Consider the following 14379-nt stretch of genomic DNA (forward strand, 5'->3'; position numbering starts at 1 on the left):
ATCGGCGAGCCAGATATACCCGTCCTACTTCAAGTTGCATGTGCATTGGCAGCGTTCAAAATGGTTTACAACCAATCTGCCTTTCACTTGCCGGCTTCCTGCAACTCGAATTATTTAGGGTGTATATAACCTCATGCACGACTAAACGTTCCCTGTTCTGACGGTAAGCCTAGAAATCCATCAGGTAGAACACCAGTACCTTTATGAGCGGCACTGGTCATTCAAATATTAATCAGCGAGTTATTTTTCTTGTTGCTGGCAAGGCCATACGCAACAAGCTATAACCCACAATGGCTGCGGTGGTAGAGCCTAATAATATGCCCAACTTAGAATAGGTAAGCAAAGCGAGATCGGCGCCATCAAATGCCAGCGACGCGATAAATATCGACATAGTAAAACCGATACCGCATAGCACCGACACCGCAAAAATCTGCTTAAAGTTTATCGCATCAGGTAGTTTAGCCACCCCTAACTTAACCGCGAGCCAACTAAAGAGGAAAATCCCCAGTGGCTTACCAATAAACAGACCGCTCGCAATCCCCAGAGGCAATAGCGATGTCAATCCAGCGAGTGAAACGCCTTGCAGTGAAACCCCCGCATTGGCAAACGCAAACAGTGGCAAGATCAAATAAGCAACCCATGGGTGCAAACCATGTTCGAGCGATTCTGACGGTGAACGCTTATCTTTAGTGTGCAGCGGTATCATAAAGCCGACAATGACCCCGGCTAAGGTCGCATGCACACCTGATTTGAGGATGCAGACCCACAATACCAATCCCACCAGTAGATAGGCAGAGGTTTTCCCTACCCCACGCCAATTCATGTAAGCCAGTAGCGCAATAGCCGCAGCAGCTATGCCTAAGGCTTGCAGTGAAACCTCGTGGGTATAGAACAACGCAATAATGATGATGACACCCAAGTCATCAATAATGGCCAGTGCCAGTAAAAAGACTTTAAGACTGGTTGGAACCCGATTTCCCAACAGAGCCATCACCCCTAACGCAAAGGCGATATCAGTAGCCGCAGGAATTGCCCAGCCCTGGCGGGTAACCTCATCAGCACCGTTAAATAATAGATAAATCAAAGCCGGTGCCAGCATACCACCTAATGCTGCTATGGCCGGAAAAACCGCTTTATCGCGGCCAGCTAACGAACCTTCCATCAGTTCGCGCTTAACCTCCAACCCAATCATCAGGAAGAATATCGCCATTAAACCGTCATTAATCCACAGTAATAGTGGCTTGCTGATATCCAGCGAGGCTATCTTTACCGATACCGGTACATCAAGAAATGATTGGTAAATGCTAAATAGGGGGCTGTTAGCCATAAATAAGGCGACGGTGGCAGCTAAAATTAGAATCAGCCCACCTGCGGCCTCTTGGCGTAAAAATTGACGGATCATGTTTGTCACAATGAATAACTCCTTACATCGGACAGTGAGCCTGTGCTCGGCGAATCAATGCATCAATTTTAAGATAGTCTTCAACTCGAAAAAAGTCGTTTTTATGGCATCAAATGATCGAAAAAACCGAGCTATTAATGATTTACTTCACATATATATTTAGTTGGCGATGAAAAAAATCCCCGACGTTAATCGAGGATTTTTCGTTTTCTTGCACGTTCTTAGCCGATTAACAACTCATTGGTCAGCGAGTCAAATCGTCAAAGAATTTCTTAACGCCATCTAAGAAGCTTTTAGATCGGGGACTATTTTTCTCACCCGCAGCACCGACGAAACTCTCTTCCAGTTCGCGCAGTAGCTGTTTCTGTTTTTCGCTCAGATGGACTGGTGTCTCAACCACAACACGACATAACAGGTCACCCTGACTTCCGCCACGCACAGATTTAACACCCTTGCCACGCATGCGGAACAGCTTGCCGGTTTGGGTCTCTGCTGGGACTTTCAGCTTAACCCGGCCATCCAGCGTTGGGACTTCAATCTCGCCGCCTAAGGCTGCCATAGCAAAGTTAATTGGCACTTCACAATACAGGTTATTGCCTTCACGTTCGAAGATTGGGTGCGCTTTAACTTGCACCTGAACATATAAATCACCTGCTGGCGCGCCATGTTCACCCGCTTCACCTTCGCCACTTAAGCGAATGCGGTCACCGGTATCAACACCGGCGGGGATCTTAACCGACAGTGTTTTGGATTTTTCAACACGGCCATGCCCATGGCACTTGTTGCAAGGATCTTTAATGATTTGACCATTACCCTGACAAGTAGGACATGCCTGCTGGACGGTAAAGAACCCTTGGCGCATATGTACCTGACCTGCACCACGGCAAGTCGAACAAGTGACAGGTGAACTCCCCGGCTTAGCGCCACTACCGTGGCAAACATCACACTCATTCAGCGTTGGGATGCGAATTTCTTTAGTCACGCCGCGTACGGCTTCTTCCAGTGTCAGATCCATGTTGTAGCGCAGATCGGAACCACGGGAAGCACGCTGACGGCGGCCACCACCAAAGATATCACCGAAAACATCACCAAAAATGTCGCTAAAATCAGCACCACCGCCACCACCAAAACCGCCGCCGCCCATGCCACCTTGTTCAAAGGCTGCATGACCATATTGATCATATGCTGCACGTTTTTGTGGGTCAGTCAGAATTTCGTAAGCTTCTTTAACTTCTTTAAAATTTTCACCGGTATCGTTCTCGTCCTGATTACGGTCCGGGTGATACTTTACTGCCAGGCGTTTATAGGCCTTTTTGATTTCACGTTCATCGGCGCCCTTACTGACGCCTAAAACCTCGTAATAATCTCTCTTCGCCATTCTCTTTTTTTCCTACCCTTAACATGCGTGCACGGGCGTAGAGTTTCCTCGACGCCCGTGCTGGTTTCCAGCAACAGTAAGGCCTACCACTGCTGTGCCCGCTTAAGGGCGATTATTTTTTGTCTTTTACTTCTTCGAATTCGGCGTCTACCACGTCGTCTTCTTTCTTGGCACTGGTGTCACCAGCATCGCCGCCTGCGGCTGCTTGCTGCTGCTGAGCCATTTCTAGCAATTTGCCAGAAACCTGCACCAGAGCCTGAGTTTTCGCTTCAATTTCAGCTTTGTCTTCGCCTTTCAGAGCAGCTTCCAGCGCTTTCAAAGCATCTTCGATCGCAGTTTTGTCTTCTGCTGGCAGTTTGTCGCCGGCTTCTTCCAACTGTTTACGGGTGCCGTGAATCAGATGGTCAGCCTGGTTGCGAGTCTGAACCAGTTCTTCAAACTTACGGTCTGCTTCTGCGTTAGCTTCTGCATCACGTACCATTTTCTGGATCTCTTCCTCGTTCAAACCAGAAGATGCCTTGATGGTTATCTTCTGCTCACGACCGGTATTCTTGTCTTTAGCAGACACATGCAGAATACCATCGGCGTCGATATCGAAAGTCACTTCGATTTGCGCCATACCGCGAGGAGCAGACTGGATACCGTCCAAATTGAACTGACCCAGAGACTTGTTATCCTGAGCACGTTTACGCTCCCCCTGAAGCACATGGATGGTTACCGCAGACTGGTTGTCTTCTGCAGTAGAGAACACCTGGCTGTGCTTAGTTGGGATAGTGGTGTTTTTAGTGATAAGTGGGGTCATCACACCACCCATGGTTTCAATACCCAGTGACAGTGGGGTAACGTCCAATAACAGAACGTCTTTCACTTCACCAGACAGAACACCACCCTGCACTGCCGCACCAATGGCTACAGCTTCATCTGGGTTAACGTCTTTGCGTGGTTCTTTACCGAAGAAATCAGCAACTTTCTTCTGAACCATTGGCATACGAGTCTGACCACCAACCAAGATAACGTCCTGGATATCGGAAACAGACAGGCCAGCATCTTGTAAAGCCACTTTCAGTGGTTCAATAGAACGATTAACCAAATCTTCTACCAGTGACTCCAATTTAGCGCGGGTCACTTTGATGTTCATGTGTTTTGGACCGCTGCCATCAGCCGTGATATACGGCAGGTTAACGTCGGTCTGTTGAGCTGAAGACAGCTCGATTTTTGCTTTTTCAGCGGCTTCTTTCAGGCGCTGCATTGCCAGTGGATCGGTACGCAGATCCATACCCTGGTCTTTCTTGAATTCGTCAACCAGATAGTTGATCAGACGGCTATCAAAGTCTTCACCACCCAAGTGAGTATCACCATTGGTTGCCAGAACTTCGAAGGTTTTTTCACCGTCAACTTCGTCGATTTCGATGATAGAGATATCGAAAGTACCACCACCGAGGTCATAAACCGCGATAGTACGGTTGCCGACTTCTTTGTCCAAACCGTAGGCCAGTGCCGCTGCGGTTGGTTCGTTGATGATACGTTTTACTTCCAGACCGGCGATACGGCCAGCATCTTTCGTTGCCTGACGCTGAGCATCGTTGAAGTAAGCCGGTACAGTGATAACCGCTTCAGTTACTGGTTCACCCAGAAAATCTTCCGCTGTTTTCTTCATTTTCTTCAGAACTTCAGCAGAAATCTGTGGTGGTGCAACTTTCTGGCCTTTTACTTCAACCCAAGCATCACCATTGTCGGCTGCCACGATTTTGTACGGCATGATATCTTTATCACGCTGCGCTTCTTCATCCTGGAAACGACGGCCAATCAAACGTTTGATGGCAAACAGTGTGTTTTGTGGGTTAGTAATAGCCTGACGTTTAGCCGGTTGACCAACCAGAATCTCACCATCTTGGGTATAAGCGATGATAGAAGGCGTAGTACGGTCGCCTTCGCTGTTTTCCAGCACACGAGCTTTAGTGCCATCCATAATTGCTACACAAGAGTTGGTAGTACCCAAGTCGATACCAATAATTTTACCCATCTAAAACGCCTCCACTAAAAAGTCATATTCGGTCAAGTTACTAATCTATATGTGGGCGGATTGTTTGTTTTCAACTGCCCGTATTTTGTTAATCAATGTTTTCATGCCCAATATTTTACTGATGCATGTGTCCGCTGATCCACGATTAGTCCCTGCGGTTGGGAATAAGATGGGGCCACGAAACGCAGCATCAAGGGGGGAGATGAAAAAAAATTACTTTTTATCACCCTCGAGATCATTGTTTCCAACCGCGTGGATCATTATGATGCGGCGCGCACTGAGGGAATCGACGACTTTTTGGTCATTCAGGCGTTTGATACTTATTCGGATAACTATCCATTTTTTAGCATTCTGTTAATTGCAGAGGACTTATGAACACCACCAAGTTGGCAAATCCTGGCCCGTTAGGCCTGATGGGTTTTGGGATGACAACCGTCTTGCTCAACCTACACAATGCAGGTTTCTTCCCCCTGACCTCTGTTATTTTGAGTATGGGGATTTTTTACGGCGGTCTGGCACAAATTCTGGCGGGTATGCTGGAATATAAGAAGGGTAATACTTTCGCGGCCACTGCATTTACCTCCTATGGCGCATTTTGGCTGAGCCTGGTCGGTTTGCTGATGTTACCTAAGATGGGTATGGCTGACGCAACTGATGCACAATTCCTCGGCGTTTATTTAGGTTTATGGGGCATCTTCACACTGTTTATGTTCTTCGGGACTTTGCCCGCTAACCGTGCTTTGCAGTTTGTTTTCGGTAGCCTGACGCTGCTGTTTGCGCTGCTGGCCGTCGGTAACTTCACCGGCAACCATTCACTGCTGGTGTTCGCCGGTTTCGAAGGCATCATTTGTGGTGCAAGTGCAATTTACCTGGCAATGGCAGAAGTATTGAACGAACAATATGGCCGTACCGTATTGCCTATTGGTGAACCAAGCCCAACTTTACAAGCGCAACATGTAGTTTAATTAGGAAATTTAGATTTAAAGCCCCCTGGAGCATTCATGTTTCAGGGGCTTTTTTATGTTTACTTATTACGTCTAAAAAAATGGATTACTTGATTAAAATTAGCATTACAAAATAATTAAATAGAAGAATTAAAATAGATAGAGTAAAGAAAAAACAAATCATATAACATCAAGATGAGGTAAGTAACATGAAACATTCAAGTTAATAGACTTAAGGGCTAGCCTATGAGAATAGTCACAAAACTATTGATAAACGCTATATTAATAATATCAGAATCAGTCTATTCAAGTGAGGGGAAAGTCTGTTTTTATGAGCTAGCAGATTTTAGTGGGGAATCATTTTGCTCAGCAGAGAATGAATCAATGTCTGCTTATAATGATGCATTCAATAATAAAATAGAATCAATTTCGGTCCCGCTGGGCATGATTGTAACCCTTTATGATGATATTGATCTTTCTGGTAAAAAAATAACATTAAAGAATGATATTAATCTACGGCAACTAAAATCATCAGGGTTTTATAAAAGAATAAAATCATATCAAATAGCACCGGCAATCTGTTTTTATACAGAAGATCAGTTTCAGGGTGACACTACTTGTTTAGCATCCAATCAACAAATAGATTTTTATCACGATACAGAAAACATCCTTGAGTCGGACAGAGAAGTACTACCTATTCATAATGATAGTATTCAATCCATAACCATACCCCAAGGAATGATAGCAACAATCTACAAGAATGATAATTTCAATGCTCCTTTTTTTAAGTTAACAGAAAGCATTACTGATAATAGTTTAAAAGCACTGGAAATGAGTAATGCAATTACTAGCATCAAGGTAGCAGAAATAAAAGGCCTTAATTGTGATCAACAATGTGTCATTATAAATAGTTATACCATAAAAATCGCTAGTGTATTTAAAAAATACTGGAATGATGAACGCTTGAAGAATAAGCAAATTTTATTGGTTTTTAATACTATGAATTTAGGCGAAGGTGATAATTATGTTCTATCGCTATTTAACGGCGCTAACATTAACATTAATAATAGTAGAATTGAATTCTACAACAAAAAAATGAACACTAAGTTTTATTTTGAATATTATAAACGCAGCGACAACCTATCTTTCATTATACAAATGAAAAAAGATATTGTACAAGTACAATATATTCAAACATTGCGAAATAATTTAGTAAATATATCCCCAATAATTTTATTTGATTGGGATAATGGCATTAGTGCAACTCCAGAGATAGTAATAACCAACTACAATAAAGATAAACCTTTAGTTATCGCAAAAACCATACTTACCGCAGATACAGGAGATAAAGATTGGGAAAAAAGAGATTTAGTACAAACAAGTAAAATACTCTGTGCTTTTACTCCTTTTTTAAATATTTATAATTATATTGTTCGAGGTAAATGCCAACAATTGAATAGCATTGTATTCAGTGCAGATGATTTTTTTAACCATAATACAAAAGGAAAAACATTACATATTGCCGGAAACAGCCCCCCACTAAAACCAAAGTCCGCCAAAGAAGAAGAGTTACAGATGCCTGATGATGTCGATAACTACATGACATTAACTTATATGGATAACAGCCAACGTAGACAATCTCTCAGTCTCCCAGCGGTAGCCAAAGCCTGCATGGTTTCGTTCCACTCGTTACTTAACTCTCGTCCAATACGTCAAATAAGGCCCCATTGTATTGATTGGACATTGGAAATTATGACTGACTTTACCTTGTTGTTTGGTAATAGCTTAGCAACCTGGAATACTGCATTTTTTGGCCAAATAGTAGATTCAATAATAAGAACAGGAAGTACCGGCGTCACCGTCGAACATGCAGCAGTAGAAAATAGGTTCATCCATGCTATAACAGAAAAAATAACCGATAGAACCACTAATAATGCCTTTGCCGATATTAAAACCGCTTTTGATTATGCTCAGCTTAGTTATATATCTTACAGTTCTGTTTCTTCATCTAATGAATCACCATCACAGGTGGAGCTCTTACCATTAGGCATTTATGAGTTGTTATTAGAGACTTTCGTCTTTAGACCGACGACTCCAATAATCATTTCACAAGGTGAACCCGTCGAGCAAACTGAATTGGAATTCGAAATAGAAGTGCTCCCAACACCAACCCCCGAGGAGGAGGAAAAACTTTCAGGTGTAGCAGTGAGTAATGCCCAAGCGATGCGGAAAAAGCTGAAAGAAACCATTACTCACTGGGAGCAGCAGTATGACCGAAGTTACCCCGACCTCGCTGCTAGTGCAGATGCAGCTACAGATGAAATGAATGATGCCCGCATAAAACTGCTTCGTGCAGGAAATATTGTGACGGGTATTATCAATCGAAGGCTCACTCTTCATCGCCCCAGTGAAATATATGTAATTGTTAAACTGCAGGGAAGAGTTATCGCGATAGTACTTGCTGACCGTTTTAATAACCTGGATGAAGTTGAACTGGTCGCATCTGCAACCCTGCCAGACTATGTCTTATTTCCCGGCCGAGAAGGAACCGTAAGAGGTGCTGGTACAGCGGCAGTCAGAGAACTGAGCCGATATTTACAACAACAGGGTGCTCGTACATTGTACTCTGAAGTCATTTCTCAACCTTCTGCTCGCGTCAAACAGAAGGTCGGCTTTAATTTTAAGAATGAATTTTAAACTATATGGGTCAAAAAATAGCCCATAAATTGTATGGGCTATTTTTGAAGATGAGATCTATTTACCCGCTCTCTTACTCAACCAAAACCTTCTTTGGCAGATGCACTTTCACATCGCTATTAATATCATTACGCAGATAAATCCCCAGCAACAATCCTACCAGCGATAACAACAGCATGTAATAGGCCGGGGCCATCGGTGTCATTTTCATTAATAGGGTCACCACAATCGGTGTCAGACCACCAAAAATGGCATAGGCCACATTGTAAGAGAAGGATATCCCGGTAAAACGGACCTCTGCTGGGAATGCACGGACCATCACATAAGGTACCGCACCGACAATGCCGACACAAAATCCAGCCATCATATAATGCGTAATGAGTTGAGTTGGATCAGTTAAATTAGTGTGGTAGAACGACCATGTCGATGCCGCCAACATCAGGCTGCCAACGATAAAGGTTTTACTGGCACCAAAGCGGTCAATGACCAGCCCGGCAATCACGCAGCCACACACCAGTGCGACAATCGCCAAACTATTGGCCTGCAATGCCAGCGCGGGCAGTACACCGAACTGCTTTTGTAAATACGTCGGGGTCATCAGGATAACCACCACGATCCCGGCAGAGAGCAACCAGGTCAACAGCATGGAAACAAACACTTCTTTCTTATGGTTAACCACGACAGATTTCAGTGGCAACTCATCAGCTAAAGTTTTACGTGCCTGCATCTCTTTAAAAATAGGTGTTTCTTGCAACCAACGGCGCAGATACATCGCGAACAGACCAAAAATCCCCCCCAGGAAGAATGGCACGCGCCAGCCACCGTCTAAGATGGCTTGATGACTTAAGGCGGTATTCATAGCAGTAGCCACCAGCGACCCCAGCAAGATCCCCGCAGTCAGGCCCGCCGTTAACGTACCGCAGGCAATCCCAATGCGCCGACGCGGTACATGTTCAGCCACGAAAACCCATGCTCCGGGGACTTCACCGCCAATTGCCGCACCTTGTAACACACGCATCAAGAGCAGCAGTAATGGGGCCGCGATACCAATCGAAGCATAAGTCGGCAACATACCGATCGCCAGTGTAGGTAAAGCCATTAACAGAATACTGAGAGTAAACATTTTCTTACGGCCAACCAGGTCGCCAAAATGCGCCATGATGATACCGCCCAGTGGGCGGGCCAGATAACCGGCCGCAAAAATACCGAATGTCTGCACCTGGCGCAGCCACTCAGGCATATCTACCGGGAAGAAAAGATCGCCGATAACCGCAGCAAAGAAGACGAAAATAATGAAGTCATAAAATTCCAAAGCGCCCCCTAATGCAGCCAGAGTGAGCGTTTTATAATCTTGCTTATTCAATCGACGGTTAGGATTATGCTCTTGAGCAACATGAGGTTGCGATAAGTCGACTTGAGATGAATTGTGTTCTTGAGACATATGACACCGTAATAAACCAGAGTTGGGGAAGAAAAATATTTTCAGCTTTTTGTAAAGTTAATAGGACTATACCGTACAAAATTCCCCACACGGTTAGAATGGTGCCTTATGTTGTAAAAAATTTTAATTTAGTTTTTTATATCGATAATGGCATTCTTCGGGCGAAAAGCCGCTACCACTTCAGCATTGGTCTCTATATAAGGCCCGTCCAGTAGTTGAATGCAATAAGGCACACTGGCAAAGATACCGGGGACGACCACTTTCGATTCAGCATCTTTAACCCCTTCAAGGGTTTCTTTGATAGATTTAGGTTGCCCCGGTAAGTTGATAATCAATGCTTGCTTACGGATAACCCCTACCTGACGGGATAAAATAGCAGTGGGAACGAAATGTAAGCTAATTTGGCGCATTTGTTCGCCAAAACCAGGCATCTGCCGATCCGCGATTGCCAGCGTGGCATCAGGGGTAACATCACGTCTTGCCGGGCCGGTACCGCCAGTGGTCAGCACCAAGTGGCAGCCCATTTCATCGACTAACTCACACAATGTCTGCTCAATCAGAGTTTGCTCATCGGGGATAAGGCGAGTTTCTATTTCAAAAGGGGTGGTTAACGCACTTGCCAGCCACTCTTCCAGCGCCGGAATGCCTTTATCTTGATATACCCCACTCGACGCCCGATCAGAGACGGAGACTAAACCTATACGTAATGTATTCATGCGACTACCTCGACGAAATGCCTGTTATCCAGGGCGAATAATAGCATATCCAACGTAATTAGCGTGGGGGTAGGCGCGCAAACCTGCCTGGTTAACGGGCAATAAAAAAGGCGGCTTACGCCACCTTTTATCTGACACACAACTCGAATTACAGCAGGTCAGAGATCATTTTCTCAAGCTTGCCTTGGTCGATAGCAAACTTACGGATACCGTCAGCCAGTTTATCGATAGCCATTGGATCCTGATTATGCTGCCAGTAGAACTCAGCTTCAGTCAGTGGTGCAGGCTTCGCCTGAACGTCACCGGTATAAGCGAGTTTACGCTCGATCGGGCCTTCGCTTTCTGCCAGTTCTTTCAGCAGAGAAGGTGCGATAGTCAGGCGATCACAACCCGCCAGCTCAATGATTTCGCCCAGATTACGGAAGCTTGCGCCCATCACCACAGTGCTATAACCGTGTTTTTTGTAATACTGATAAATCTCGGTTACTGAAACGACACCTGGATCTTCGTGTGGCGCGAACTCTTTTTTGTCGCCATTGGCTTTGTACCAGTCAAGAATACGGCCAACAAACGGTGAAATCAGGAACACACCCGCTTCAGCACAAGCACGCGCCTGAGCGAAGGAGAACAGCAGAGTCAGGTTACAGTTAATGCCTTCTTTTTCCAGTTGTTCCGCAGCACGGATACCCTGCCAGGTCGAGGCCAGTTTGATCAGAATACGATCATTGCTGATGCCAGCTTCGTTATACAGTTTAATCAGGCGCTTGGCTTTTGCCACGCTGGCAACGGTGTCATAGGAAAGACGAGCATCAACTTCGGTAGAAATGCGCCCTGGGATCAGTTTCAGAATTTCCAAACCGATATTCACAGCCAATTTGTCAGTGGCATCAACAATCTGCTGAGCATGGTCACTGCTTTGCTCGCGTGCCCAAGCAATGGCTTCATCGATCAGTTTGCGATATTCAGGAATTTGAGCCGCATTCAGGATAAGTGATGGGTTAGTGGTTGCATCTTGCGGCTGGTACAGCTTCATTGCCGCGATATCCCCGGTATCTGCTACTACTGTGGTAATTTGACGTAGGGAAGTAAGTTTATCGGTCATGTTGTCGTTTCTCGTCGTTTGTGCATGAACTTTTGGCATGTCAAAACTGTTCATTTCCTAAAGAACGCATGTTCTCAAGAATCTGTTTTCTCAAGCTGCTTTCTGCTCTTTCGAAATGTTAGCCATTTCGCAATAGTGGCTATCTGGACGCACTGCCTTGTCTTGATAATAACATGCGTAAGCCTTGGTGCAAGGCAGTTAAACTGATTAAAAAAAGCGCAAAGACACGCTTTTTGCTTAGCAACCGTTTTCGCCGTGCAAAACAGCCAGAAACCGGTTGGTTAATAGCAATTTCGTCCATTCTTATCGTGCTGAGACGATTTAGCCAAGCTCTATCATCGCTGACAACCCTACAACGTCATGTCCGATGGGGATACCTATCTTAGCAATCGCCCAATCTTTTTTTTTGCTGACGTGCGCTTTTTGCTACAGTGTCTCATCTGGATTAACAGGATATCGTTATGCTTATTATTATCTCTCCGGCTAAAACCCTTGATTATCAAAGTCCATTAGCGACCAAGAAGTTTACTCAGCCTGAAATGTTGGATAAGTCACAAGCGCTTATTGAGATTTGTCGTGAGCTGACGCCAGCCCAAATCAGCAGTCTGATGGGGATTAGCGACAAGCTGGCCGGTTTAAATGCTGCCCGCTTTAGCGACTGGCAGCCTGATTTTACCCCAGACAATGCACGTCAGGCGATTTTGGCTTTTAAAGGTGATGTCTATACCGGCATGCAAGCACAGAATTTCAGCGCCGCCGATTTTGATTTTGCGCAAAAGCATTTGCGTATGCTTTCTGGCTTGTACGGCCTGTTACGCCCGCTGGATTTAATGCAACCTTACCGCCTGGAGATGGGGATTAAGTTGGCTAATCCCCACGGCAAAGATCTCTATTCGTTCTGGGGTGACCAGATAACTGAAAAACTGAATCAGGCATTGACGCAGCAAGGTGATAATGTGCTGATTAATCTGGCTTCTGATGAATATTTTAAAGCTGTTAAACCGGCCAGCCTGGCAGGTTCACTGATTAAACCGGTATTTTTAGATGAGAAAAACGGTAAATACAAAATCATCAGTTTCTATGCCAAGAAAGCCCGTGGCCTGATGAGCCGCTTTATCATCCAGAATAAGTTAACCAAACCAGAACAACTGGTTGATTTCAATCTGGAAGGCTATGAGTTTGATATCGGGCTGTCGGCAAAAAATGAACTGGTGTTTAAGCGCGCTGAGCAGTTTTAACAACGTCAAGTAGAAAAAGCATTACCCTAAGTAATTGGTGTTGCAGCTAGGCAGCAAACGGGCACATCCCGAATCACTTACTCAAGTAAGTGATTCGGGTGAGTGAGAGCGGCTAACAACGCTGCAACACCAAGTAAGACGGGTAATTATTTTGGCAAAGCCATCAAGAAAGCCCGCAATTGCGCAAAATCGGCTGGTAAATCATGGGATAACAAAGGCAGTTGCGCCCGAACAGCCAGTGGTTTCGGCAACGGAAGTTCCTGGCCGAGGATCTCTTCCACGCTCTCTTTGAATTTCGCCGGATGAGCGGTACCGATGAACAACCCAAACTCGCCGTCCTGCAACTGATCACGCAAAACACGATACGCAATCGCCGCATGAGGTTCAGAGATATAACCCAGCTCCGCCAGCTCACGCATGGTCTCTTTGGTCACTTCATCACTCACCGCACCGTGGCCTAAATCCTTCAACTGCCAGATTTTACGGCGATATAACTCTTCAACACGTGGCCAGTTGTTCGGCTGGCTGACATCCATTGCATTCGAGAGTGTCGCAACAGTAGGTTTTGGCTGCCACTGGCCGTTAACCAAGAAGCGCGGCACTGTGTCGTTGGCGTTGGTGGCAGCAATAAAGCGCTTAACTGGCAAACCTAATGACTTCGCTAACAGCCCGGCGGTCAAATCACCAAAGTTACCACTGGGTACCGAGATAACCAGTTGATTACGTGCTTCTTGTGGCAACTGGGCTACCGCTTCAAAGTAATAGCAGATTTGTGCCAATAAGCGGCTGATGTTGATCGAGTTGGCGGAGTTAAGGCTCAGTTCCTGCTTCAGCTCTTCATCATCAAAGGCCTGTTTCACCAAGGCCTGGCAGGCATCAAAATCGCCCTCAATTGCCACGGTGTGGATATTGCCACCTAATGTGCAGAACAGTTTTTCCTGCAATGGGCTGATTTTGCCACGTGGGTAGAGAATAACCACCCGCACGTTTTTCAGGCCATAGAATGCATGTGCTACCGCCGCCCCAGTGTCACCGGAAGTCGCCGTTAAGATTGTCACCGGCTGGTCACCCGCCACTTCAGCCAACATTTGCGCCATAAAACGCGCGCCGAAATCTTTAAACGCGAGTGTCGGGCCGTGGAACAGCTCCAGTGCGGCGATATCATTCTCAACCTGAGCCACGGGTGCTGGGAATTCAAATGCGGCCTGAACGCGTTTGGTTAAGGTTTCAGGGGCAATCTCACTGCCAATAAAAGCAGACAGAATACGGCTACTGCGGGTAACAAAATCCAGATCCAGCAGTTTATCAATTTCTGTCAGTTCAAATTCTGGCAATTCCAGTGGGAAGAACAACCCCTGATGCTTACCCAGGCCTTGTTTGATCGCTTGCGCGAAGCTGACCTGCTCGTTGTGATCTTTAAGGTTATACAGTTTCATGC

At 45.5% G+C, this 14379-nt stretch carries 10 protein-coding genes; 3 read left to right on the top strand and 7 right to left on the bottom strand.

What is annotated here, in order from left to right:
* Positions 1-232: 232 nt before the first annotated feature.
* The 3 genes from nhaA to dnaK form a co-directional block, all read right to left on the bottom strand.
* Positions 233-1411 (bottom strand): Na+/H+ antiporter NhaA, encoded by a 1179-nt coding sequence (gene nhaA, locus V2A84_RS15655; protein ID WP_083160617.1) that lies wholly within the window; start codon positions 1409-1411, stop codon positions 233-235.
* Between the two features lie 235 nt (positions 1412-1646).
* Positions 1647-2780: a molecular chaperone DnaJ gene (gene dnaJ, locus V2A84_RS15660; protein ID WP_083160619.1), complete on the bottom strand. Its 1134-nt coding sequence runs from the start codon at positions 2778-2780 to the stop codon at positions 1647-1649.
* Between the two features lie 112 nt (positions 2781-2892).
* Positions 2893-4803: a molecular chaperone DnaK gene (dnaK, locus tag V2A84_RS15665; protein WP_083160621.1), complete on the bottom strand. Its 1911-nt coding sequence runs from the start codon at positions 4801-4803 to the stop codon at positions 2893-2895.
* A gap of 371 nt (positions 4804-5174) precedes the next feature.
* On the opposite strand from dnaK, the gene satP reads away from it, so the two are divergent.
* Both satP and V2A84_RS15675 read left to right on the top strand, forming a co-directional pair.
* The gene (satP, locus tag V2A84_RS15670; protein ID WP_083160623.1) at positions 5175-5768 is read left to right on the top strand and encodes an acetate uptake transporter; all 594 of its coding nucleotides are present in this window, start codon (positions 5175-5177) and stop codon (positions 5766-5768) included.
* Positions 5769-5993: 225 nt separating this feature from the next.
* Positions 5994-8444: a peptidase inhibitor family I36 protein gene (locus tag V2A84_RS15675; protein ID WP_083160625.1), complete on the top strand. Its 2451-nt coding sequence runs from the start codon at positions 5994-5996 to the stop codon at positions 8442-8444.
* Between the two features lie 73 nt (positions 8445-8517).
* On the opposite strand, the gene V2A84_RS15680 is transcribed toward V2A84_RS15675, so the two are convergent.
* From V2A84_RS15680 to tal, 3 genes are all read right to left on the bottom strand, one after another.
* Complete coding sequence (locus V2A84_RS15680; RefSeq protein ID WP_083160627.1) at positions 8518-9885, bottom strand: MFS transporter; 1368 nt, start codon at positions 9883-9885, stop codon at positions 8518-8520.
* Positions 9886-10013: 128 nt separating this feature from the next.
* A complete protein-coding gene (gene mog / locus V2A84_RS15685) occupies positions 10014-10601 on the bottom strand; it encodes a molybdopterin adenylyltransferase (protein WP_083160629.1) in 588 nt (195 codons plus the stop codon).
* A gap of 148 nt (positions 10602-10749) precedes the next feature.
* Positions 10750-11703, bottom strand: a complete 954-nt coding sequence (gene tal, locus V2A84_RS15690) for a transaldolase (RefSeq protein WP_083160631.1) — start codon at positions 11701-11703, stop codon at positions 10750-10752.
* Between the two features lie 461 nt (positions 11704-12164).
* Here tal and yaaA point away from each other — a divergent pair, with 461 nt between their 5' ends.
* Positions 12165-12941, top strand: coding sequence for a peroxide stress protein YaaA (gene yaaA, locus V2A84_RS15695; protein ID WP_083160633.1), 777 nt, complete (start codon positions 12165-12167; stop codon positions 12939-12941).
* A gap of 146 nt (positions 12942-13087) precedes the next feature.
* Here the strand turns inward: yaaA and thrC are convergent, their stop codons facing one another.
* On the bottom strand, positions 13088-14377 hold the full coding sequence (thrC, locus tag V2A84_RS15700) for a threonine synthase (RefSeq protein WP_083160635.1): 1290 nt from the start codon (positions 14375-14377) through the stop codon (positions 13088-13090).
* Positions 14378-14379: the final 2 nt, after the last annotated feature.

The sequence above is a fragment of the Yersinia sp. 2553 StPb PI genome (assembly GCF_052217105.1).
Taxonomy (GTDB): domain Bacteria; phylum Pseudomonadota; class Gammaproteobacteria; order Enterobacterales; family Enterobacteriaceae; genus Yersinia; species Yersinia enterocolitica_E.